The sequence below is a fragment of the Mesorhizobium sp. ISC25 genome (assembly GCF_042295465.1).
Taxonomy (GTDB): Bacteria; Pseudomonadota; Alphaproteobacteria; order Rhizobiales; family Rhizobiaceae; genus Mesorhizobium.
On record NZ_CP135441.1, the window covers coordinates 5,480,418 to 5,502,088 of the forward strand.

General features: G+C 63.3%; 21 protein-coding genes. 9 read left to right on the forward strand and 12 right to left on the reverse strand.

The window, feature by feature from the left end:
- The first annotated feature begins 278 nt into the window (after positions 1 to 278).
- Together RQ479_RS26980 and RQ479_RS26985 are read left to right on the forward strand one after the other, a co-directional pair.
- Positions 279 to 1,226 carry an aldo/keto reductase gene (locus RQ479_RS26980; protein ID WP_376703016.1) on the forward strand — a complete coding sequence of 316 codons (948 nt, stop codon included), beginning with the start codon at positions 279 to 281 and terminating at the stop codon, positions 1,224 to 1,226.
- Between the two features lie 78 nt (positions 1,227 to 1,304).
- Positions 1,305 to 1,928 carry a LysE family transporter gene (locus RQ479_RS26985; protein ID WP_352467549.1) on the forward strand — a complete coding sequence of 208 codons (624 nt, stop codon included), beginning with the start codon at positions 1,305 to 1,307 and terminating at the stop codon, positions 1,926 to 1,928.
- 27 nt (positions 1,929 to 1,955) lie between these two features.
- Here RQ479_RS26985 and RQ479_RS26990 read toward each other — a convergent pair whose 3' ends face one another.
- On the reverse strand, positions 1,956 to 2,756 hold the full coding sequence (locus RQ479_RS26990; RefSeq protein ID WP_376703017.1) for a lysophospholipid acyltransferase family protein: 801 nt from the start codon (positions 2,754 to 2,756) through the stop codon (positions 1,956 to 1,958).
- Positions 2,757 to 2,864: 108 nt separating this feature from the next.
- Complete coding sequence (locus RQ479_RS26995) at positions 2,865 to 3,773, reverse strand: LysR family transcriptional regulator (RefSeq protein ID WP_376703018.1); 909 nt, start codon at positions 3,771 to 3,773, stop codon at positions 2,865 to 2,867.
- 133 nt (positions 3,774 to 3,906) lie between these two features.
- Between RQ479_RS26995 and RQ479_RS27000 the strand changes: the two genes are divergently transcribed.
- Positions 3,907 to 4,527, forward strand: coding sequence for a pyridoxamine 5'-phosphate oxidase family protein (locus RQ479_RS27000; protein WP_376703019.1), 621 nt, complete (start codon positions 3,907 to 3,909; stop codon positions 4,525 to 4,527).
- A 16-nt stretch (positions 4,528 to 4,543) separates the two neighbouring features.
- On the opposite strand, the gene RQ479_RS27005 is transcribed toward RQ479_RS27000, so the two are convergent.
- From RQ479_RS27005 to ftsE, 3 genes are all read right to left on the reverse strand, one after another.
- The gene (locus tag RQ479_RS27005; RefSeq protein ID WP_376703020.1) at positions 4,544 to 5,305 is read right to left on the reverse strand and encodes a YdcF family protein; all 762 of its coding nucleotides are present in this window, start codon (positions 5,303 to 5,305) and stop codon (positions 4,544 to 4,546) included.
- A gap of 88 nt (positions 5,306 to 5,393) precedes the next feature.
- Positions 5,394 to 6,377, reverse strand: coding sequence for a cell division protein FtsX (locus RQ479_RS27010; protein WP_376703021.1), 984 nt, complete (start codon positions 6,375 to 6,377; stop codon positions 5,394 to 5,396).
- On the reverse strand, positions 6,370 to 7,029 hold the full coding sequence (gene ftsE, locus RQ479_RS27015) for a cell division ATP-binding protein FtsE (protein WP_023677923.1): 660 nt from the start codon (positions 7,027 to 7,029) through the stop codon (positions 6,370 to 6,372). Before ftsE ends, RQ479_RS27010 begins: the two co-directional genes overlap by 8 nt.
- 236 nt (positions 7,030 to 7,265) lie before the next feature.
- Here ftsE and RQ479_RS27020 point away from each other — a divergent pair, with 236 nt between their 5' ends.
- The 3 genes from RQ479_RS27020 (at position 7,266) to RQ479_RS27030 (ending at position 8,916) form a co-directional block, all read left to right on the forward strand.
- A complete protein-coding gene (locus tag RQ479_RS27020; RefSeq protein WP_376703022.1) occupies positions 7,266 to 7,556 on the forward strand; it encodes a hypothetical protein in 291 nt (96 codons plus the stop codon).
- Between the two features lie 185 nt (positions 7,557 to 7,741).
- Positions 7,742 to 8,284: a hypoxanthine phosphoribosyltransferase gene (gene hpt, locus RQ479_RS27025; RefSeq protein ID WP_254816654.1), complete on the forward strand. Its 543-nt coding sequence runs from the start codon at positions 7,742 to 7,744 to the stop codon at positions 8,282 to 8,284.
- A 260-nt stretch (positions 8,285 to 8,544) separates the two neighbouring features.
- Positions 8,545 to 8,916: a response regulator gene (locus RQ479_RS27030; RefSeq protein WP_376703023.1), complete on the forward strand. Its 372-nt coding sequence runs from the start codon at positions 8,545 to 8,547 to the stop codon at positions 8,914 to 8,916.
- Between the two features lie 19 nt (positions 8,917 to 8,935).
- Here RQ479_RS27030 and RQ479_RS27035 read toward each other — a convergent pair whose 3' ends face one another.
- The gene (locus RQ479_RS27035) at positions 8,936 to 9,886 is read right to left on the reverse strand and encodes a DMT family transporter (protein WP_376703024.1); all 951 of its coding nucleotides are present in this window, start codon (positions 9,884 to 9,886) and stop codon (positions 8,936 to 8,938) included.
- Positions 9,887 to 10,109: 223 nt separating this feature from the next.
- Between RQ479_RS27035 and RQ479_RS27040 the strand changes: the two genes are divergently transcribed.
- On the forward strand, positions 10,110 to 10,967 hold the full coding sequence (locus RQ479_RS27040) for a LysR substrate-binding domain-containing protein (RefSeq protein ID WP_352467558.1): 858 nt from the start codon (positions 10,110 to 10,112) through the stop codon (positions 10,965 to 10,967).
- 71 nt (positions 10,968 to 11,038) lie between these two features.
- Here RQ479_RS27040 and RQ479_RS27045 read toward each other — a convergent pair whose 3' ends face one another.
- Positions 11,039 to 13,654, reverse strand: coding sequence for a TIGR02302 family protein (locus RQ479_RS27045; protein ID WP_376703025.1), 2,616 nt, complete (start codon positions 13,652 to 13,654; stop codon positions 11,039 to 11,041).
- Between the two features lie 213 nt (positions 13,655 to 13,867).
- Positions 13,868 to 14,809, reverse strand: a complete 942-nt coding sequence (locus tag RQ479_RS27050; RefSeq protein ID WP_376703026.1) for a threonine/serine dehydratase — start codon at positions 14,807 to 14,809, stop codon at positions 13,868 to 13,870.
- Between the two features lie 63 nt (positions 14,810 to 14,872).
- Between RQ479_RS27050 and RQ479_RS27055 the strand changes: the two genes are divergently transcribed.
- Positions 14,873 to 15,175 (forward strand): metalloregulator ArsR/SmtB family transcription factor, encoded by a 303-nt coding sequence (locus RQ479_RS27055; protein ID WP_352467561.1) that lies wholly within the window; start codon positions 14,873 to 14,875, stop codon positions 15,173 to 15,175.
- Between the two features lie 94 nt (positions 15,176 to 15,269).
- Here RQ479_RS27055 and lysA read toward each other — a convergent pair whose 3' ends face one another.
- The 3 genes from lysA to argH all read right to left on the reverse strand — a co-directional run bounded on the left by lysA (position 15,270) and on the right by argH (position 18,235).
- Positions 15,270 to 16,538, reverse strand: coding sequence for a diaminopimelate decarboxylase (gene lysA, locus RQ479_RS27060; protein WP_376703027.1), 1,269 nt, complete (start codon positions 16,536 to 16,538; stop codon positions 15,270 to 15,272).
- Positions 16,539 to 16,556: 18 nt separating this feature from the next.
- On the reverse strand, positions 16,557 to 16,763 hold the full coding sequence (locus RQ479_RS27065) for a hypothetical protein (protein ID WP_023677931.1): 207 nt from the start codon (positions 16,761 to 16,763) through the stop codon (positions 16,557 to 16,559).
- 71 nt (positions 16,764 to 16,834) lie between these two features.
- Positions 16,835 to 18,235, reverse strand: coding sequence for an argininosuccinate lyase (gene argH / locus RQ479_RS27070; RefSeq protein ID WP_376703028.1), 1,401 nt, complete (start codon positions 18,233 to 18,235; stop codon positions 16,835 to 16,837).
- A 35-nt stretch (positions 18,236 to 18,270) separates the two neighbouring features.
- On the opposite strand from argH, the gene RQ479_RS27075 reads away from it, so the two are divergent.
- Positions 18,271 to 18,954: a TlpA disulfide reductase family protein gene (locus RQ479_RS27075; RefSeq protein WP_376703029.1), complete on the forward strand. Its 684-nt coding sequence runs from the start codon at positions 18,271 to 18,273 to the stop codon at positions 18,952 to 18,954.
- Between the two features lie 2 nt (positions 18,955 to 18,956).
- Here RQ479_RS27075 and RQ479_RS27080 read toward each other — a convergent pair whose 3' ends face one another.
- Positions 18,957 to 21,389 carry an EAL domain-containing protein gene (locus tag RQ479_RS27080; protein WP_376703030.1) on the reverse strand — a complete coding sequence of 811 codons (2,433 nt, stop codon included), beginning with the start codon at positions 21,387 to 21,389 and terminating at the stop codon, positions 18,957 to 18,959.
- Positions 21,390 to 21,671: the final 282 nt, after the last annotated feature.

Genomic DNA, 21,671 nt, shown 5'->3' on the forward strand with positions numbered 1-21,671 from the left:
CAGACCGTGCCGAGACTTGCGTCGGCGCCGCGGAACCTATGGTCGGCCGGCAAAAGTCAGAATTGGCAGATTTGACAATCTATGTGCTAAACTTGCCAGATCGTTTCTTCAGAGGCTGCTGGTTTGGATATCCCGGACGCGGCGCGGCGGTCGCGGTTTTGTGAAGCGCCGGCGGGCTGGAAAGGAGGCTATGCGTTTGACGTCGCCGCGGCGCGACATAGGTTAGCCCGGTCGGCGGCTCCCACCCGCCCCAGCATAAATCATCATGGAGATCAGCCTTGCAGAAGCGTCGTCTCGGTCGCACCGACCTATCCATCGCGCCATTGGTTCTGGGCGGCAATGTGTTCGGCTGGACCGCCGATGAGAAAACCTCGTTCGACTTGCTCGACCGCTTTGTCGACGCCGGTTTCAACGCCATCGATACGGCCGATTCCTATTCGCGCTGGATTGCCGGCCACCAGGGCGGCGAATCCGAAACCATCATCGGCAAATGGATGAAGAGCCGTGGTGACCGCGACAAGGTTGTCGTCATCACCAAGGTCGGTTCGGATATGGGACAGGGCAAGAGGGACCTGTCCGCCGCCTATATCGAAAAGGCCATCGATGCTTCGCTGAAGAGGCTGCAGGTCGACAGCGTCGATCTCTATCTGTCGCACTGGCCCGACCCGGCGACCCCTTATGAGGAAACGCTCGGCGCTTACCAGAAACTGCTCGACAAGGGCAAAATCCGCTATACCGGCGCTTCCAACCTCGACGCCGCCCAGTTGCGCGCCGCACTCGACGTGGCAAGCCTGCGCGGCCTGCCGCGTTACGAGGTGCTGCAGCCGGAATACAATCTCTACGACCGCTCGTCCTTCGATGGTCCGCTGCGCGATCTGTGCGTGGCCGAGGGCATCGGCGTCATCACCTATTTCAGCCTCGCCAAGGGGTTTCTGAGCGGCAAGTACCGCAGCGAGGCCGACCTCGGCAAAAGCCCGCGCGGTGGCGGCGTGAAGGGCTATCTCAACACCCGCGGCATGCTCATTCTCTCAGCGCTCGATGCCGTTTCAGCCAGACATTCGGCCAAGCCAGCGGAAGTGGCGCTTGCCTGGGTGATGGCGCGGCCCGGCGTCACCGCTCCGATCGCCAGCGCGACGACGCTCGACCAGCTCGACAGCCTGGTGCGTGCCGCGTCGTTGCAGCTCAGCCCGGACGATATCGCCGAGCTCGACAAGGCCAGCGCATAGCCGCGCACGATCGTTCAAGACCGGCGCCGCTGCCTTGCCCTACCGTCCCTGCATCATCGCAGGATGCAGGGACGCCGCATGGCCGGACAAGTTCTTCTCGATCAGCAGCTATGGCAGCAATTGCTGGCGCTTGTGCTGGCATCGGCCATCGTCATGGGCAGCCCGGGGCCGGCGACGATAAGCGTCACCGCGGTCGGCGCCGCGTTCGGCCTGCGCGATTCGCTCCGCTATGCCTCGGGGATCGTCGTCGGCACGGTCCTCGTGCTTTTGGTGGTGGCGACCGGCATCATGGCCGTTCTCGCCGCGTTGCCGAAGCTCGCAGCGCTGCTGGCGGTCGTCTCGGCAGCCTACATCCTCTACCTGGCGTTCAAGATAGCGACGGCGCCGCCACTGGCGGCACGCGTCGGTGGGGCGGCGCTTCCCACTTTCCTTGGCGGGTTCCTTCTGGGCGTTGCCAACCCGAAAGCCTATGTGGCGATTGCCGCCGTGTTCGCCGGCGCGTCTTCCGGCGCCGCCGCCGGTCTTGCTATTTCAGCCAAGCTGGCGGTTCTCGTCTTGATGATCGTTGCCATTCATCTCTTGTGGCTTCTCGCCGGCGCGGCTTTTGCACGTTTGCTGCACAAACCGCTTGCGTCGCGGATCATCAATCTGGTGTTTGCGGTGACGCTGATTGCAACAGCCGCCCTGGCTGCCCTGCCGTGAGCCCTTCCGGCATCCGCGGCCGTTGCCTCAGCCTTTCAATTCGGGTTTCCCGTCCAGCTCACCAAGCCGTTTCACCGCCGTCGGCGGCATCGGCGGCGGGTTCGGCGTCTGCGACGCCTCGACGAGGAGCTGGTCGCAGGCGGCTTCCGTCTCGCCCATCAGCCGCTGCATGAATTCTTCCTTGCCGAGGCCCGGCGGGATCGGCGGCAGGAAGCGCGCCTTGATCGTACCGGGATAGCGCAGGAATTTGCGTCGCGGCCAATAGAGGCCGGCGACGTGAGCGACCGGCACGACTGGAATGCCAAGTTGCGCATAGAGTTCGACGATGCCGTATTTGTAGACCGGTTCGTCGCCCGGCGCCCGGCGTGTGCCCTCGGGATAGATGATGAGTTGGCGCGGATTGCGCGCCAACTCCTGTTTGGTCGCGGCGATCACCATCTTCAATGCCTTCGAGCGGCTGCCGCGATCGACCGGAATCATCCGCATCTTCAAGATGTACCAACCGAAGAACGGGATCCAGGTCAGCTCCCGCTTCAATATGTAAACGGGATCGTCGAGATACGGCAGGAAAGCGATCGTGTCCCAGAAGGACTGGTGCTTCGGCGCCAGGATGAAGGAGCCTTCAGGCAGGTTTTCCCGGCCGGTGATCTCACTTCTGGTGCCGGCGATCTTGTCGTAGAGCCACATGCTGGTGCGCGACCAGAATTTCGGCACGAACCAGGCGCGATGGCGCGGCGACAGGAAATAATACGGGGTCCAGAGAATCATCTGGACGATCAAATTGAGGTAGAAGGCGAGATTGAACGCCAGCGAGCGGAAATAGAGCATACAGCAAGTGCCCGGTGAGGAGGTGTGCGTTGGTTACACCAAGCGCCGGCAAAAAGGAAACGCTGCGAGGCGGGCGATCGGCCCGGTCTTGCCGATGGGCCGTCTTCGTCACGTTTGCCACGCCGCCTGCAGCAGGCGCCGTCTCAGGCGCGGGGCGGCGAAGTCGAGGAATGCGCGCAGTTTCACCGGCAGCAGCCCTTGGCCGGCATGGACGAGGCTTACCGGCCATGGGTCGGGCTCAAACTCCTGCAGCACCGGGCGCAGCGTACCCGACCGAACTGCGGCGGCGATCTGGTAGGACAGCAGCCTCGTCACGCCGACGCCGGCAATCGCCGCATCGATTGCTGCCTCAGCGGTGTTGACCCGTAACCTGGAGCGGACCGGCACGCTGAATTCAGACTTGCCGGTGGCGAAGCTCCAACTGGCGGCGGTGAGCCCTTCGAAGGTGATTGCACTGTGTGCTGCAAGCTCTTGCGGCGTTTTCGGTGTGCCGTGCTCGGTAAGATAGGCCGGGCTCGCGCAAACGACGCGGCGGATTGAACCCAGGCGGGTGGCGATCAGGCTCGAATCGGCAAGCTCACCGATGCGGATGGCGAGATCGATGTGCTCTTCGACCAACTGGGTTATCCGGTCGGCGAGTGTCAGCCGCACACTTACCTCGGGATAGACGGAGAGGAAGCCGGTGACGACCGGCAGCACATGCAGGCGGCCGAAGACGATCGGCGCAGTGACGATCAGTTCGCCGGTCGGGGCGCTGTATTCGCCGGCGGCTATTCGCTCGGCCTCGCCGACCTCATCGAGAATGCGACGACAGGCGGCGAGATAGGCGTGGCCTGCATCGGTCAGCGACAGCTGCCGCGCCGAGCGGTTCAACAGCCGTGTCTTCAGGTGCCTTTCCAGGTCCGAAACCTTGCGGCTGACAGTTGTCAGCGGAATGCCGAAGCGGCGCCCGGCAGCCGAAAGGCTGCCTGTCTCCGCCGCGGCAACGAAAAGCGACATGGATTGGAGGCGATCCATAGCTCTCCCGAAAATTTGCCCTTCCGAAAAATGGAAGGATAGGTTGCAGATATGGCATCTGCATCTCGAAGATGGAAGGCCCTATTTCGTGAGTGAACGATGCAGCGCAACTCGGCGCGTAAGGAGGGTTTTCATGAACGCTCACACCAGCGATGTCGCCTTCACCCCGACGGTGAAGGCGATCCAGGCCCGCAAGGGCTCGCGCGAGGCCTATGCCCGTGTCGAGGAGCGTGGCGGCTGGCAGGCGGAAATCACGCCCGATCTCGCCGCCTTCATCGAGGCGCAGACCAGCGGCTTTCTGTCGACCGCCAATGCGGACGGGCAGCCTTACATCCAGCATCGCGGCGGGCCAGCTGGTTTCCTCAAGGTACTCGACCAGCGGACGATCGGCTTTGCCGATTTTGCGGGCAACAGGCAGTTCATCACCCAGGGCAATCTCAGCGACAACCCACAGGCTTTCCTGTTCCTGATCGATTATGCACACCGGCAGCGCATCAAGATCTGGGGCAAAGCGCGCGTCGTCGAGGGCGATGCCGAGCTGACAGCAAAGCTTATGCCGCAAGACTACAAAGCGCGACCCGAGCAGGTCATCCTGTTTACGGTTGCGGCTTGGGATTCAAATTGCTCGCAGCACATCCCGCAGCGTTTCGAAGCGGCCGACGTGGCGGCGGCTCTGGCCGAACGCGACAGGCGTATAGAACGGCTCGAGCAGGAGATCGCGCGCTTGGGCTCGGGTGCAACAGCCAGGGAATAAAAACTGCCGGTGCCGTTCAGTTTCCGCCCGCGGCGTCAGCCAGCGTCACGCTGTCGGTTTGCTTCACCGGCATGATGCCGCGCGCCAGCGCTAGCAGGTATTTGTTGTATTCGGTGAACAGCACGCGTAGCGCTTCCGGCTTGGTCAGCCAGCCGCCATTCCCGAGGTTGGTGTTGACCACCGGATAGGGCTCGAGCCTTGCGCCGTGCAGCAGCCGGCCCATTTCCAGCAGGCTGCGCGGCATGTGATAATTGTTGGTGACGAGAATGACGGTGCCGTAGGCATGGTCTTCGACCCATTTGGCGCTTTCCTCGGCATTGCCGATCGTGTCGAGCGCGGCGCGGTCGATGTCGACGCAGCAGGAAAACAGCCTCTTGTCGCCGCCGGTCGCGGCCTGAAGCTGGCGGCGGCTGGCGGAAGGATGGACGCCGCTGATCAGCAGCCGCTCGCCCTTGCCTGACGCAAGCAGGCCCATCGCAGCGTCGAGTCGCGACTGGCCGCCGGTCAGCACGATGATAGCGTCGGCCCTTGCCGGATTGGCGGGCGTAGTCAGACGGCTGACGGTATTGGCGAACCAGCCGAAGCCGGCGACAAACAACGCCACAAGGGCGAGCAGAAGGAGAGCCGAGAGGCGCAAGGAGCGGGCTGCCAGCAGCCGCCCATGTTTGGCGAATTGATCCGCCTTGGCAAATTCATCGGGCCCGGCGAATTCATGCGGACGCGCAACCAGCACTGGCATGCACCCACCGGTATCGGTCGAGTCCCGAACGTCCATCATGAAATGGTTAATCCCGAAATACGGCCTTTGGTAGGAAAAAAATGCAATTTTCGTGACGTTGCGTTTTCATCCGTGATCGATCTTTCCTTTAGCCGGCGTCCGGCTGGCGAATGTCGATGTCGCTGAGATAGGTAACCACGGTGAAATGGGAGGTTGCCGCCGTCAGCGCGCCGATTACCAGCACCATGACAGCGACCCCGAGATAACCCGCCGAGCCGATGGCGAAATTGCCGAACAGGGCGGTCGCCTGATCGGCCTGCGGCGTTGCCATGTTGCGTGACGACCACCAGGAGAAGACGATGAAGACCAGGATCGCCGCGGCGCCGCCTGCCGCGGCGCCCTTCATGCCGGTGACCAGAAAATGCCGGCGGAATTCGCGCGCGATGAAGCGCGCCTCGGCGCCGACAAAATGCAGCACCTCGATGATGTGGCCATTGCCGGCCATGGCGCCGCGCGTCGCGAACACCACGGTCAGCACCGTCGCCGACAGCATCAGCGCCAGCACTGCGATGCCGATTGTTACCGTGGTGCGGGCCATGGCAACCAGCCGGTCGACCCAGGTGCGATGATCGTCGAGCGAGGCACTCGGCAGCTTCGGCGTGATCGCCGCGCGCAGTGCGGCGAAATCGGGCGGGTTGTTCTCGTCGATGGTGATGATGATCAAGCGCGGCACCGGCAGCTCATCGATGTTCAGGCCCGAGCCCAGCCAAGGCTCGAGCAGCCGGGCCGTTGCTTCGCGGTCGACGATCCTGGCGCTTTTCACGCCAGGGAATTCGCCGGCGATCTGCGAGGCCTGTGCAAGTGCGGCCTCCATGTCGAGGCCGTCGACCGGCTTGATCTGGATGGTCGCCTCGCGCGAGATCTGGTTCTCCCAGACGGAGGCGGTGTCACGCACCAGCGTGACTGCGCCAAACGTCAGGCAGGACAGAAACGTCATGATGGCGATGACCAGCACCAGCGCCCGGCCGGCGATGTTCTGCGCCGGCACGATCGGCGCCATTTTGCGCTGGACGCGGGGCTTTGCCGCCGCGGCGTCCTGACCTTCGAAATGTTCGACGGAGAGCTCAGTCATAGATGTCCAGCCTTCCGCCGGCCAGAATCATTCGCCGTGCGTCGACCTGTTCCATCAGGCCGAGGTCGTGTGTGGCGATCACCACGGCGGTGCCCAGCCGGTTGAGCTCGATGAACAACCGCAGCAAGCGTCGCGCCAGCGGCGGGTCGACATTGCCGGTCGGCTCGTCGGCGAGCAGGATCTCGGGCTGCTCGATCAACGCCCGGGCGATCGCGGCGCGCTGCTTCTCGCCGCCAGACAGCACCGGCGGCAGCACATGCATGCGCTCGCCGAGGCCGACCCATTTCAGCAGCTCGGTGACGTCGGTGCGGTAGGTCGCCTCCTCGCGGCCGCGCACGCGCAGCGGCAAGGCCACGTTCTCGTAGGTGGTCATATGGTCGAGCAGGCGAAAATCCTGGAACACCACGCCGATGCGCCGTCTCAGATGCGGCAATTCGGTGCGCGAGATGCGCGAGCGGTCCTTGCCGAAAATGGTGATCAGGCCGCGCGTCGGCTTCAGCGACATGAACAAAAGCCGCAGCAACGTCGTCTTGCCGGCGCCTGAAGGTCCGCTCAGGAACTGAAAGGAGCGCTCCGGAATGTGCAAGGAGATGTCGCGGAGAATCTCCGGACCCATGCCATAGCGGAGGCCGACATTTTCGAAGCGGATCACTTTCGACGACCTGAAATTCTCGGCGGCAAGATGCCAGCCCCTTCTGTGGAAAGACCATCGGCCGGCATGGTTAACCGACAGTTAATTTGGGGGCTTTTCGAGCGAGTCACAGAGGTTCCGGTGGGGAAGCGTTAACCATTTCCGTTTACCCAAAAGAAACGAACAGCGAACAGGTGCCGTAGTGTTGGGCCATGATGGCTGAGGATCGAACCGCGCGCCCAGTTTCCGGCGAAATCATGACCGATCCGGCCGCCGAGCCGGAACGCATCATGCGCGACGTGACCGCCGACGTCATCGATGCCGATTATGAGGTGCTGCCCCGCCATTTTACGCGTCCAGACTTTGCGCCGCCGCCTGCGCGCATGATTTCCACGCCTTCGATCGAAGGCATGGATATGCTGCGCAAGCCCGAAACCGCCGTCGAACGGCCGTTGTGGGTGCACGGTGGGCCGATCTTCTGGATTGCCGGCGTCGGTGCCGCTTTTGCAGCCTTCTGGATTTCGGGCGGCCATGCGCTGGTTCGTTAGAACGGCGCCAGAAAATCAACAGCTCACCAGGTAAACGATTCGCGACGCGCTGCGGACACCCGACCGTTCGCGGGCGCCTGCCAAAGATTTGGCCTTGCCAGCCGGCTCGACATGCCTAGAACGAGGTTGAAGACCGTTTCGGTCGGCTTCGCCTACAAGCCGATCATTTTCTGGAAGGGCAGCCAATGCCAGTTGTGCGCGGCAAGGACATCGAAGTCCTGTTTTCGGCGTCCGCCATCGCGCGGCGGAACCTGGAACTTGCCAAGGAGATCGCCGGGCACGACTACCACGACCTTCTGGTAATCTCGGTGCTGAAGGGATCGTTCATCTTCGCCGCCGATCTTATCCGTGCCATGCACGATGTCGGCCTGTCGCCGGAGGTCGAGTTCATCTTCATCTCAAGCTATGGCGCCGGCACGACCAGCGGTGAGGTGAGGGTGCTGCGCGACATCGACAACGAGGTCGCGGGCCGCGATGTGCTTCTCATCGACGACATTCTGGAATCCGGCAAGACGCTGAGCTTCACCCGCGACCTCATGCTGTCGCGCGGCGCGAGGAGCTGTGCAATCGCCGTGCTGCTCGACAAGCGCATGCGCCGCCAGACCACGCTCAACGCCGACTATGTCGGCTTCGACTGCCCCGATTATTTCGTCGTCGGTTATGGCATGGACGTCGCCCACGCGTTTCGCGAATTGCCCTTCGTCGGCATCGTCAAGGGCGACGCTTGAGGCCTTTTCAGAATTCTACTCCGGCGGCCACCTGACACAGTTTTCTGCGCTTCCGGCCTTCGCCGGCCGAAGCACTCATGAGCGGTCGTGGCAGGCAAGGCTACGGCCGGCGTAGGCCGGTGCTCTCGGACTCGAACGTCCGCTCCGCTCCGGTTCTCGAAAACCACGCCATCTGACTCGCCGGAGCGAATTCTGAAAGGCCTCATCGACCCTCAGCGCCTTCAGGAAACATCAACTTTTCCCCGCCAAATATCCTGCCCATGGCAAAGCTCCTGATCGTCGAGGACGATGAATCCGTCCGCACCCTCGCCGCCCGTGCGCTCGAGCGCGCCGGGCATAACGTCACTGTTGCCGCCGACGGCGCACATGGCCTTTCTCTGATCCGGGCGGCGCAAGGGAGCTACGACCTTGTGCTGTCCGACATCCGCATGCCGGAGATGGACGGCATCGAGATGGCCAAGGCGGCAGCGGCGCTGTTCCCGGCGATGAAGATCATGCTGATGACCGGCTATGCCGACCAGCGCGAGCGCGCCGAGGAGTTGAACGGCATTATTCTCGACGTCGTGCAAAAGCCGTTCACGCTGGCTGAAATCCGCGCCTGCGTCGAAAAGGCGCTCGCCTGCTTCGCCTAAAGCCCAAGGCCGACCGCCTTCAAGCAGGGTCGCAGGTCGCCGCAATGGCTGGCGCGCCGCTCCGGCGCCGGCTGGCATTGAGCGCAAACAGGCCGGCGCCGATGATGAGGGCTGCGCCGGCCGCCGTCGCTGGTCGCGGCATTTCGGCAAAGAATAGAAAACCCCATAGCGGCGACCAGATGATACCGGTGTATTCGAAGGTGGCGACGCTGTTGGCGGGCGCCAGCCGATAGGCCTGCGACAACAGGATCATTCCGGCCGAGGCTACGAAGCCGCATGCCCCCATCTTGAGGAGATCCGGCGTCGCCGGCCAGATCCATGGCCGGACGAGGAACTCGAGGCTCGGATGCACGGCGTGGTCAATGCCTGCCAGCCAAAACAATGCCGCCACCAAGGCGGCGCCGACCAGATAGGCGCCGTTCTGATAGAATGCCATGACGGTCGAGGATTCGGTGTCGCCGATCTTGCGTGCCATCAGCTGCGAGAAACCGTAGAGCAGAGCCGAGCCTAGCGACAGCAGCGCCGCCCAGTCGAACAAGCCGGCGCCCGGGCGCACCATCACCAGCACGCCGAGCATGCCGACCAGGACGGTGGCGAGCGCCTGCCAGGACACGCGTTCGCCGAGATAGGGGCCGGCCAACGCCATGATGAACAGCGGCGCCATGAAATAGAGCGCCACCGCGTCAGCCAGCGGCAGGGCGGCGATTGCCAGATAGTAGGCCGTATAGGAGGTGAACTGGATGAAGGCGCGCATCGTAAGCATGCCGAACCGCTTCGACAGGATCGCCTGCAATCCGACATCGGCGTGGACAAGGAAAACCAGGATCGGCAGGGCGACTATCGAGCGGATCGCCATCACCTCGGTGACGGGATAGTGGCTCGACACCGCCTTGACCAGCGGATCCTGCAGCGAAAAGACCAACACGCCGAGACAGAGGCTGAGGATGCCGAGCACAAGCCGATTCTGCATAGGCGCTCCTGTTTCCCGCTTGCGCGGCCGAAAGCAGGCCTGCATCCGGGTAAAAAGAACCCGCCACCGTTTCGGGCAGCGGGTACGAGTGAGGACTTTTGCTTGGTCCGCGGCCGATTTCGCGGCCGCATATCCAATGGGTGAGGCAACTATCGTCCGCCGTTTGACATGTTGCAAACGAATTGGAATGATGCCAGCTATCAGATTTTCTTATGGCGGGCACATGCGACCCAATCTCGACAGCGACCTGTTGCGCACCTTCGTGGCGGTCGCCGACACCGGCAATTTCACCAAGGCGGCGGAGCGGGCCGGCCGCACCCAGTCGGCGGTCTCGATGCAGATGAAGAGGCTCGAAGGCATGGTCGGCGACAGCCTGTTCGAGCGCGGCTCGCGCGGTGTGGCGCTGACGCGGCGCGGCGGCGAGCTCATCGCCAACGCCAGGCGCATCGTTTCACTGCTCGACGAGACGGCGGCATCGATGGTCGCGGCGCCGCTTGGCGGGCCGGTGCGCATCGGTATCCCGGAGGAATATGGCCACGCGATCCTGTCGCGCGCACTCGGCGTCTTTGCCAAGCGCCATCCTCAAGTCGACATCACCGTCCGCTACGCGCATTCCGGTGCGCAGATCGCGGCGCTCGCCGCCGGCGAGCTCGATCTGGCGGTGGTGTTCGAATGGCAGGATCTCTCAGGCGGTGAGGTGCTGATGCATGACCCGACCGTATGGGTGACGTCGGAGCTGCATCACATGCATGAGGAGCGGCCGGTGCCGATCGCGCTCTACAACCGTGCCGGCTGGTGCAAGGATTTCGCGATAAAGTCGCTGGAACAGCGCGATCTCGCCTATCGTGTCGCCTACACCAGCGATACCAATGGCGGCCTGCGGCTCGCCGTCACCTCCGGGCTGGCGATTGCGCCGATCTCGCGCAGCAACATCCCGGCCGGCTGCCGCGAGCTTACAGCCGCCGACGGGTTCGGCGACATCGATTCCTCGAACGTAGTGCTGCGGCGCAATCCGAACGCTTCCGGTGAGGCCATCGACGGCATGGAAGAGGCGATCCGCGAGGCGTTCACCAACCGTTAAAACGTGCCGCTCAGTCCGGCGATGGCAGCTACCACGACCGCGAGCGGCGATCTTCCGAATATAGGGCAGCGTTACTTCAGCTCCAGCAACCGCTCCAGATAGCTGCGCTCGATGTCGGGGCTGAGTGCATTGCCGAGCCGCTTGCGGATCGCTTCGAGGATCTGGCGGGCACGCTGCACGTCTATCTCGTCAGGCACTCTCACCGAACTTCCATCATCGGGACCCTCGCTGGTGCGGGGCCGCCCGAGCGGGTCACGATCGGCATTCTGCTGGCGCCCGCCCTGCCCGTTGCCGCCCTGGTCGCCTTGCATCGCCTGCAATTGCTTCATCATGTCCTTGGCGCCCCTGCGCAAGGCTTCCAATGCGCGGCCCTGGTGACCGACGGCCTGGTCGCCTTCGCCCTCGCCGAGCGCCTGTTCGGCATTGCCCATGGATTTGCCGGCCTCGCCAAACCCTTCGTTGGGGTCGAGGCCCATGCCTTCGAGGCTCTTCCTCAATTGATCGAGCTCGCTCTGCAGCTTGCCCTGGCCTTCCTGCAATTGCTTCAGCGCATCAGCAAATTCCTGCGGCGTCATCGGCTTCGGCCGGCCGAGCGGATCGCGGTCGTCACCCGGGCCGGGCTTGCCCTCTTCGTCCATCGGGCCCGGCTCACCGTTCTCGCCGAGCTGCTCGTCGCGGTTCTGCCCGCGCTGTTGCTGGCCGCGCTGCATCTGGTCCATGCGGAAAGTGTCGTTCATCATCTCCTGCTGGCGCCGCATGATTTCGCCCAGCTTGTCCATCTGCTGGCGCATCTCGCTGTCCTGCTGACCGCCTTGTTGCTGGCGGCCTGCCTGCAGATTGTTCATCATGTCCTGCAGCTCCGACAGCAATTGCTGCGCCTGGTCGCGATTGCCGGATTTCGCCAGGTTCTCGATCTGGTCCATCATGCGGTCGATATCGCTCTGGCGCAGTTCCTGGCCGTTCTGCTGCATCTGTGGCGCATTCGGATTCTGCTGCGCCCGCGCCGCGAATTCCTGCAGGAACTGGTTCATCGCCTCGCGCAGTTCCTTCATCGCCTTCTCGATCTCTTGGTCGCTGGCGCCGTTCTTAATCGCATCCTGCAGCGCCTGCTGCGCCTGGCGCAGCCGCTTCTCGGCCGCCGACAGATTGCCTTCCTCGATGCCGAGCGCGATCTCCCAAAGGTACGCGACCTCGTCGCGCAACTGGTCGTCGCTGTCGGCCATCTTCAGCCGGGTGCGGGCGCTCATGATGGCGAGGTAGTGCGCCATGTTGTCGAACGTGTCTTCGGGCCTAAGCGTGATCGCATCCATCAGGTCGAGTACGCGGTCCTTGGCATAGGCGTCGAGCGCCAGTATGCGGCGCTGCTCGACCACAGCCCGCGCCAATGGATTGGAGAATGGCCGCTCCGGCATCACCAGCGTCTTGGTTTCGCTGGTCGCCGTGTGTCCGGCACCGTCGGTGGCGACAAGCGACAGCTTGACGTTGCCACCGGCCCAGGCATGGTCGGTTAGGTCCTTCGTCGTCTTGGCTGCATTGGCCTTGCCGCCGCGGCGCGGCAACGTCAGCGGCATTTCCGGCGGGCCATAGAGCGGATGCGCGTTGGGCGCCTGCGGATCGGCCAATGCGAAAACCGCCTTGGCGGAGGCCGCGCCATAGTCGTCGTCGATCTGGTAGTTGAGTTCGAAGGCGCCGTTGACGGCGCGCTTCGGCTCGCCGACAAAGCGGATCTGCGGCGGCTTGTCGGGAATTATGGCGAAGGCCCAGCGGCCGAGCTCGCCGTCGCCGGACTGCAGCGTCAGCATGCCGTCGGCCGTCAACTTGCCGCTGAACTGGCGCACGGTTGAAGGCGTTGCCGTATTTGCCTCCGGCTTGCTGGATTGCGGCCCTGTCGGATCGATGGCGCGGCTGTTGCCGCCGGTGTCGGCGTAGCTCAGCGTTTCCTCGCCCGAACCGCCGGTGACGCGCAGTGACACATCGCTGCCCTCCGGAACGGTGAAGGTCGGCGCCGCTTGATTGGCGTTGTTGGCAAGGACCGGGGCGTTGAGGAATACCGGCGGCCTGCCGGTATAGGCCGGCGGCGTCACCCAGGCATCAATGCGCGGCGGCACGACGTCACGCGCGGCACGGGCAACAAAACCGTCGCTCAGCCTGCCGCCCGACGGCCCGAAGGAGAAGGCAAAAGCAGTGACCAACAAAAGCGCGGCAACGGCGCGCAGCGCCCACGGGTCGCGTTCCGGCACGCGTGTGCGCGGCACGTCGCCGCCAAGCTCGCCCAACCGGTCCGCCATGCGCCTCTGATGCTCGCGCCACAGGGCTTGCGAAAAAATGCTTTCCTTGCCGCTCGGGCGATCGGTCTGGACCTGCACCGGGCTGTGCAGCAATCGGTTGGCCGCCTCGATGCGGCGGTCGACCTCGGCACTGGATGGCGTCCGGAAGAAGCGCAATGGGTACAGTGCGGCAAGCGCTGCGACGCCGAATGCCGCGATAAGACCGATCCGTGCCAGATCGGGCAAGAATGGGAACAGGCCGAGCCACGAGATGCTGAGGAACAGGCTGGCGACGATGATCAGTGGCAGCAGCAATGGCCAGCCGCGTTCGACGATTATCGAGACCTGCGTCCCCAGCCGGCTCAAGGCAAGGCGCCTGGCCAGACTGCGATCGCTGGTAAAGATGGGTCGTTGCGTCATCGGCCCTTCCTGGGCCGGGCGGGATAGCCCGGGCCTCACGAGTCTATCGCATGGGCCCGAAAAGTCGATTTTCGGGAAGCACGATGCGAAGACCTAAAATCTTAGCGCGTACTTCGTGCGTCCAAGAGGATGCACATCGCTCTAAGGATACCAACAAACACGGCGAAGGCGAGGCGGTTCCCCAAAACGTGAACAATAATGCCCGGGATATTGTCAGAATTTCGCCGGATTGGCGTTTGCGCCGCAGACCAGTACGGCAACGCGCTCGCCTGCAGCCGGTGCATAGCGGCCGGACAGGAGCGCCGCGAAGGCGGCCGCACCACCCGGCTCGGAGATGATTCGCACGCGGTCCCACAGCGCCGCCTGGGCGGCGATAATGTCGTCGTCGCCGACCAGGATCGAGCGCTCGACGAACGCCTCGGCGATAGGAAACATCATTTCGCCGACACGCTTTGGCGCGAGCGAATCGGCGGCGATGCCCTCAGCCGGCGCGTCGACGGGTCGGCCCGCCGCGAAGGCGCGATGAAGCGTCGGCGCACCCTCCGGCTCGACCGCGATGATCCTGATGCGGCCGGAAAACCAGGCGGCGATGCCGCCGATCAGACCGCCGCCACCGACGGCGACCAGCAGGGTGTCGAGCTCCGGCAGGTCGGCCTCGATCTCAAGCCCGAGCGTGCCTTGCCCGACCAGCGTCTCCTCCTGGTTGAAGGCGTGGATCTGCAGCGCGCCGGATTTTTCGGCGAAGCTCTCGCTGGCGGCCAGTGCCTCCGCATAACGGGCGCCGCCGACGACCAGCTCGGCGCCGTAACCGCGGATGCGGTCCAGCTTGGCCGGCGGGCTCACTTCGGGAACAAAGATGGTCGCCTTGTGGCCGAGCCGCATGGCGGCATAGGCGACAGCGGCACCGTGGTTGCCGCCCGATGCGGCGACGACGCCGGCCGCAGGAACCGGCCGTTCGAGGAGATTGGTGAACGCACCACGCGCCTTGAACGAGCCGGAATGCTGCAAGCACTCAAGCTTCAGGTCGACAGGCAGAGGCGGGCGGCCGAAATCGGCCATGTCGACGCGCAGCACCGGCGTGTGGCGCACGAAGGGCCGGATGCGCGGCTCCATTGCAGCAATGCGCTCGCGTGTGATCGTGTGGCCGTGCAGCATGCTTTCACTCCCAGAGTTGACATTCAGAGTTGACATTACTTAGTAACTTGGCAAAGTACCTAAATGCAAGAGGTCGATGTCTTCAAAGCGATCGCCAACGAGCGCAGGCTGCAGATCCTCGATTGGCTCAAGGACCCGCGCGCGCATTTTCCGCCGCAGGCGGACGGCGATTTGGTCGAGGACGGCGTATGCGCGCTGCTGATCGCGGAAAAGCTGGGGATCACCCAGGCGACGCTCAGCGAGCATATGCGCGTGCTCACCCAGGCAGGGCTTTTGCGCAGCAAGCGCATCAAGCAGTGGATATTCTATCGCCGGAACGAGGACAGAATCGCCGAAACCAGGGCGCTCATTCAGCACCGGCTGTAGCGCTGCAGGGTATCTATTTTTGTTTGATCATGATCTTTTCCGAAAACCGGGTTCCACTTTTCGCCTACGCGGACCTTCGGTTCGGGATCATGATCTACTTCAACCAGTCCGGCACCGAATCCAGCCCGATCAATTCGTCATAGGTCTGGCGCGGGCGCACAACGTGGAAGCGGTCGCCGTCGACCAGCACTTCCGGTACCAGCAGCCTGGTATTGTAGGTGCCGGCCTGGACGGCGCCATAGGCGCCGGCGGTGGCGACAGCGATCAGGTCGCCGGATTTCAGCCGGGGCAGGTCACGGTCTATCCCGAGATAGTCGCCGGTCTCGCAAACCGGGCCGACGACGTCGACCTTCATGCGTGGTGCTGCGGCCGGCTGCTGCGCCACCGGCCTGATGTCGTGGAAAGCGTCGTAAAGCGTCGGCCGGATCAGGTCGTTCATCGCGGCGTCGACGACGAGGAAGTTCTTGGCGTCGCCCTCCTTCACGAAGATCACCTCCGAGACCAGGATGCCAGCATTGCCGACGATCAGCCGGCCTGGCTCGAACATTACCTTCAGCCCAAGTTTGGCGACATGCTTTCTGACGATCCGGGCATAGGCATCGGGCAAGGGCGGCGGGTTGTTGTCGACGCGGTAGGGAATGCCAAGGCCGCCGCCGACATCGATATGCTCGATGGCATGCCCGTCGGCGCGCAAGGCGCCGACCAGCTCCACCAGCAGCGCAAAGGCGTCGTCGAAGGGCTGCAATTCGGTGATCTGGCTGCCGATATGGGTGTCTATGCCGGTGACCTTGATGCCCGGCAGCTCAGCCGCGCGCGCATAGACCTTCCGCGCCTGCTGCCAGGGAATGCCGAACTTGTTCTCGGCCTTCCCAGTCGAAATCTTCTTGTGCGTCCTGGCGTCGACATCCGGATTGATGCGCAGCGAGATCGGCGCGATCTTGCCCAGCGCGGTGGCGCGGGCCGACAGCAGCTCCAGCTCCGGTTCGGATTCGACGTTGAAACAGAGAATGCCGGCCGAGAGCGCAAAATCCATTTCGCGCGCGGTCTTGCCGACGCCCGAAAACAAGATCTTGCTTGCCGGGATGCCGGCCGCCAAAGCGCGGCGCAATTCGCCCTCCGAGACCACGTCGGCGCCGGCGCCGAGCCTTGCCAGCACCTTCAGCACGGCCTGGTTGGAATTCGCTTTCATGGCATAGCAGACGAGGGCGTCGAGCCCGGCAAAGGCCTCGGTAAAGACGCGAAAATGCCTGGTCAGCGTCGCCGTCGAATAACAATAGAACGGCGTGCCGACGCTGGCGGCGATGTCTGATATCGCCACGTCCTCGGCATGCAGCGCGCCGTCGCGGTAGTCGAAATGGTTCACGAGATTTGGTCCGAAAAATCAGAGCAGCGGGTCGAGGATGAATTTCTTGTCCTCGACAGGTTTTTCCGGCTCCGGCGGCAAAGGTTGCTTGGCCTTCTCGGCGTCCTTACGGGCCTGCACGGCTGCCGCGTAGGGCGTATCGAGCGCAGCCTTCCTGCCGCAAGCCGCAACGGTGGCCATTGCTGCCAGCAGCGTCAGCGTCACCAAAATCCTGCTTCCGGTCATCGTGCCATCCGTCCGAAACTGTTGCCCGCAGCCGCTTCTAGCCGAGTTTTGCGGCCATTGCACCCCGCGTTCTACGCCTGGGCGAGCCGCTTTTTCCAGTAGCGGATCTGCTTGCGCACCTCGGACGGCGCGGTGCCGCCGAAGCTTGTGCGGCTCTTTACAGAATTCTGCACGGCGAGAACCGAAAACACATCGGCGCTGATACCGGGGTAAATGGACTGCAAATCCTCCAGCGAAAGCCTGTCGAGCCCGACCTTCTTGTCCTCGGCCAGCGCCACCGCCCGGCCAGTGATATGGTGCGCCTCGCGGAACGGCAGGCCGAGCGTGCGCACCAGCCAGTCGGCGAGGTCGGTCGCAGTCGAATAGCCGGCGCCGGCCGCCTTTTTCATCGCGGCGGTGTTCACCGTCATGTCGCGCACCATGCCGGTCATTGCCGCCAGCATCAGGTCGAGCGTCTCTGCCGCGTCGAAGACGGATTCCTTATCTTCCTGCATGTCCTTGCCATAGGTCAGCGGCATGCCCTTCATCACCGTCAGCAACCCGACCAGATGGCCGGTGACGCGGCCGGTCTTGCCGCGCACCAGTTCGGCAGCGTCGGGGTTCTTCTTCTGCGGCATGATCGACGAACCCGTCGAGAAACTATCCGACAGCCTGACGAAGCCGAATTGCGGCGTCGACCAGATGATGATCTCTTCGGCCAGCCGCGACAGATGCGTCGCGCAGATCGCCGCCAAGCCCAGGAACTCGAGCGCGAAATCGCGGTCCGAAACACTGTCGAGCGAATTGCGCATCGGCTCGCGAAAGCCAAGCGCCTTCGCCGTCTGGTGCCTGTCGATGGGAAAGCTGGTGCCGGCGAGGGCGGCAGCGCCGAGCGGGCTTTCATCCATCCGCTCAATCGCGTCGCGGACACGCGACAGGTCGCGCGAAAACATCTCGACATAGGCCATGCAGTGGTGGCCGAAGGTCACCGGCTGCGCCGCCTGCATGTGGGTGAAGCCCGGCATGACCGTTGCCGCATGCTCCTCGGCCCGTTCCAGAAACGCCGTGATCAGGCCCTTCAGCGCCTCGGCGACGCGAAAGCATTCGTCCTTGACCCACAGCCTGAGATCGATCGCCACCTGGTCGTTGCGCGAACGGGCGGTGTGCAGGCGGCCGGCAGCGGGGCCGATCAAATCGGCGAGGCGGGCCTCGACATTCATGTGGATGTCTTCCAGCCTGGTCGAGAACTCGAATGTGCCGGCCTCGATCTCCGCCAGGATCGTGTTCAGCCCGTGAGCGATTTTTTCTTGATCGGCCGTCGAAATAATGCCCGTTTGCGCCAGCATCTGGCTATGGGCGATCGAGCCGCGAATATCTTGCGCATAGAGTTTGCGGTCGAACGAGATCGACGCGTTGATCGCTTCCATTATTGCGGCCGGACCCGAGGCAAAACGTCCGCCCCACATCTGGTTGCTGGCCTTCTTGTCGTTCATCGCTATAACCCGTGCTCCGGAGCAGTTTTTCAAAAATGGCAGACGGCAATAGATTTTTCCCGGCTTTGCGTCTCATCCTCGCCGCTTTGGTTGCGGGCGTGCTGGCCGGCGCGGTCGCGGTATATGTCAGGGAAAGCAGTTCTGGCAACAAGGCGCCGGCGCAAGTGGCCGCCGGCGGCGGCAAGGACGACGTAGCCTGCGTCGCCAAGACCGACCGTGCCAAGAAGATCGCCGCCGCTGCTACCGGCCAGGTTGCCGCGCTTTTGCCGGCGGATCCGCCGCAATCGCTGAAAAGCCTTACCTTCAACGGCCCCGACGGCAAGCCGACGACGATCGCCGATCATGCCGGCAAGACGGTGCTGCTCAATCTGTGGGCGACATGGTGCGCACCTTGCCGCGCCGAAATGCCGGCGCTCGATGCGCTGCAGATGGAGATGGGCAGCGATGCGTTTCAGGTTGTTGCCGTCAACGTCGATGCCGGTGACGATGCCAAGCCGAAGAAGTTCCTGGAGGACACCGGCGTCAAGTCGCTCGGCTACTATCGCGATGCCACCATGGCGCTGTTCAATGACGTCAAGACGCGTGGCCTTGCGCTCGGTCTGCCCGTCACCATGCTGATCGATGGGCAAGGCTGCCTGATCGCCCATATGAACGGCCCGGCCGAATGGTCGGGGCCGGATGCCAAGCGTCTGGTCGAGGCGGCGCTTCAGCCAGGATAGGCTCAAACCGTGCGCAGGCGCGGCTTGAGCACGGCAATGCTTGCGCCGCGTCGGCTGGCGGTGCGGATTGCCGGAGCGGCCACGCCCGTCAGTTCGCCGAATGTCTCGATCGGAGCCGGTTTGCCGAGGTAATAGCCTTGCCCGATCTCGCAAGCCTCGGCGTCCAGGAACTGCAATTCACCCGGCGTCTCGATGCCCTCCGCAAGGACCGGTAGGCCGAGACCGCGTCCAAGCCCCAGCACGGCGCGAACGATCGCCGCGAACTGGGCGTTCCTGTCGACCGATTTGATGAACGACCCGTCGATCTTGATCTTGTCGAAGGGAAAGGCGCTGAGGTTGGACAGCGAAGAATAGCCAGTGCCAAAATCGTCCATCGCCACATGCACGCCAAGCGCCTTGACCTGCCTCAAGGTTGCCAGCGCGCGCGGCATGTCCTTCACCAGGGCCGTTTCGGTGATCTCCAGTTCGAGCCTGCCGGGTGCCAGGCCGGATCTCGACAGTGCGTCGTGCACCTTGCGGCTGAAGTTCGGATTGTGAAGCTGCACGGCGGAGACGTTGACGGCGACCATCAGCGGGTTTGTCCAGCGAACAGCATCGTTACAAGCCGTCGTCAGCACCCAGTCGCCGATCTGCGCGATTGCGCCACTGTCCTCGGCCACGGGGATGAAAACGGCCGGAGAAATGTCACCCCTCTCAGGGTGCTGCCAACGGACCAGGGCTTCGAAGCCGATCATCCTGCCGCCGCGGATCTCCTTCTGGGGCTGGTAGACGAGGTGGAACTCCTTGCGGGCGATCGCCTGGCGCAATTCATGCTCCATCACGCGCTTGTCGCGGGCCGCGGTGCCCATGGCTATCTCGAAAAACCGGTAAGTGTCCCTGCCTTCGGTTTTGGCGCGATGGAGTGCCGTGTCGGCGTGGCTGATCAGCCCGGCCTGGTCTTCGGCATCCAGCGGAAAGAAGGCGATGCCGATGCTGGCCGAGACAAGGCCGGAGCCGACCGAAACCCTGTTCTCCTCCCGGATCGCCGCCAGCAAGTCCTCGGCTATCCGGCCTGCGGCCAGGGGGCCGGGGAGGTTCGGAGCTATGATGGCAAATTCATCGCCGCCGAGACGCGCGAGCAACTGCCCTTGCCGCGGGATGCCGGCAATGCAGTGCGCCAGCTTCTGCAGCATGGCGTCGCCGGCGCCGTGGCCGTAGAGGTCGTTGACCTGCTTGAACCGGTCGAGGTCGAGCAGCAGGAGCGCCAGATATCCATCCTTGCCGCCACGATCCATCGAGGCGAATTCTGCTTCCAGCCGGGAAGAAAAGCTCCGCCGGTTGGCAAGCCCGGTAAGTGGATCGAAATGCGCGAGGCGGAGGATCTCTTCTTCCGCCTTCTTGCGCTCACGGATGTCGCGAACGGCAAGCACCGTATGAGGCCTGCCGCAGTAAGTGATGTTCCTGGCGATCAGCTCGACAGGAATTCTCGTGCCGTCGCTGCCCCTTAATTTTGCTTCCTGCGCTTGTTCGCCGAAGCCGGACATATCGGCTGCGCTCTGTCCGTCGAAAAGCTCGCCGAGTTGCATCGTGTTGAGGGTAGCTGTCGCTGTTCCGGTCAGCTTCGCCATACTGTCATTGGCGCTGACGATGCGGGTGCCATCGCAAACGATCAGACCTTCCACCGCCGCATTGGCGAGATCGTGCATGCGATCGGCCTCGAGCTTCTGGCGGCGAAAGCGCAGGTCGATCCACAGCGCAGCACCCGACAGCACAAGGATTGCCAGGCTGGCGACCGCTGCGGCAAAGGCCTGGGAAATGGGCTCGATGGAATGTTCGGATATTTCAATCGAGGAATCCGGAATGATCGACACCGCGGCCATCGCGATGAAATGCAAGCTGCAAATCGCCAGCGTCAAAAGCGCGGCGCCGCCGAGAGTGGCGAGCGCTGACGGGCGGCGCAAGACGACAAGGAGCGCCAGTGCCGCGAGGGTCACGCCGGCCAGAAGCGATATCGCGACAAGGAGCAGGTTCCATACGACCCGGCCTTCGACCTCGAAAGCCGCCATGCCGATGTAGTGCATCGTCGCGATGGCGCCGCCCAGAATGGCGCCGCCGACGAGGAAATGGTCGATGCCGCGGCGCAAGGTGGCGACCCACATCCCAAGCGCGGTCAGGATGACGGCGGCGGCAAGCGAAAAGGCGGATAATCCCGGATCGTATGCGTTCGGTATTCCCGGCGTAAACGCAGTCATGGCGATGAAATGCGTCGCCCATATGCCGAACCCGGTCGAAGCCGCGGCGATCATCAGCCAGACAAGCCGGTTTCGGTCAGCCGATCGGCCGACATGCTTAAGGAGATTAACTGCTGAGAAACAAGAAATTCCACAGACGAGTGCGGCGAGCGCAACGAGTCTCAAATCGTGCTGATTTACGATACAATTATAGACCGTCAGCATCCTGGTTCACTCGGTCTGCCAAAACTAACAGGGGAGGTGTGACTGATTAGCAGTTGGAGATTTTAACGAATGGTTAACCCGTGGGCGGTGAGGCCGACCTTTTCAGGGGAAAAACGGCGCCGCTGCGCCGAAAAAGCGGTGATGTGGTTTCTGGTGCCCCGCTTTCGGTAGCGAGTGCACTTTTGGAAGAAATGATGTTCATTGATCCGCAACAAAACCGTTGTCCGATTGTCATCAGCGCCACATATTGGCTTTGCGGAAGTGCCCCTTTCGCCAATGATA

Excerpts from the sequence above, each read along its gene's own strand:
- RQ479_RS26985 (WP_352467549.1), top strand. The coding sequence starts at position 1,305 with ATGGCCGGACAAGTTCTTCTCGATCAGCAGCTATGGCAGCAATTGCTG.
- RQ479_RS26990 (WP_376703017.1), bottom strand. The coding sequence starts at position 2,756 with ATGCTCTATTTCCGCTCGCTGGCGTTCAATCTCGCCTTCTACCTCAAT.
- RQ479_RS26995 (WP_376703018.1), bottom strand. The coding sequence starts at position 3,773 with ATGGATCGCCTCCAATCCATGTCGCTTTTCGTTGCCGCGGCGGAGACA.
- RQ479_RS27000 (WP_376703019.1), top strand. The coding sequence starts at position 3,907 with ATGAACGCTCACACCAGCGATGTCGCCTTCACCCCGACGGTGAAGGCG.
- RQ479_RS27005 (WP_376703020.1), bottom strand. The coding sequence starts at position 5,305 with ATGATGGACGTTCGGGACTCGACCGATACCGGTGGGTGCATGCCAGTG.
- RQ479_RS27010 (WP_376703021.1), bottom strand. The coding sequence starts at position 6,377 with ATGACTGAGCTCTCCGTCGAACATTTCGAAGGTCAGGACGCCGCGGCG.
- RQ479_RS27020 (WP_376703022.1), top strand. The coding sequence starts at position 7,266 with ATGACCGATCCGGCCGCCGAGCCGGAACGCATCATGCGCGACGTGACC.
- hpt (WP_254816654.1), top strand. The coding sequence starts at position 7,742 with ATGCCAGTTGTGCGCGGCAAGGACATCGAAGTCCTGTTTTCGGCGTCC.
- RQ479_RS27030 (WP_376703023.1), top strand. The coding sequence starts at position 8,545 with ATGGCAAAGCTCCTGATCGTCGAGGACGATGAATCCGTCCGCACCCTC.
- RQ479_RS27035 (WP_376703024.1), bottom strand. The coding sequence starts at position 9,886 with ATGCAGAATCGGCTTGTGCTCGGCATCCTCAGCCTCTGTCTCGGCGTG.
- RQ479_RS27040 (WP_352467558.1), top strand. The coding sequence starts at position 10,110 with ATGCGACCCAATCTCGACAGCGACCTGTTGCGCACCTTCGTGGCGGTC.
- RQ479_RS27045 (WP_376703025.1), bottom strand. The coding sequence starts at position 13,654 with ATGACGCAACGACCCATCTTTACCAGCGATCGCAGTCTGGCCAGGCGC.
- RQ479_RS27050 (WP_376703026.1), bottom strand. The coding sequence starts at position 14,809 with ATGCTGCACGGCCACACGATCACACGCGAGCGCATTGCTGCAATGGAG.
- RQ479_RS27055 (WP_352467561.1), top strand. The coding sequence starts at position 14,873 with ATGCAAGAGGTCGATGTCTTCAAAGCGATCGCCAACGAGCGCAGGCTG.
- RQ479_RS27065 (WP_023677931.1), bottom strand. The coding sequence starts at position 16,763 with ATGACCGGAAGCAGGATTTTGGTGACGCTGACGCTGCTGGCAGCAATG.
- argH (WP_376703028.1), bottom strand. The coding sequence starts at position 18,235 with ATGAACGACAAGAAGGCCAGCAACCAGATGTGGGGCGGACGTTTTGCC.
- RQ479_RS27075 (WP_376703029.1), top strand. The coding sequence starts at position 18,271 with ATGGCAGACGGCAATAGATTTTTCCCGGCTTTGCGTCTCATCCTCGCC.
- RQ479_RS27080 (WP_376703030.1), bottom strand. The coding sequence starts at position 21,389 with ATGCTGACGGTCTATAATTGTATCGTAAATCAGCACGATTTGAGACTC.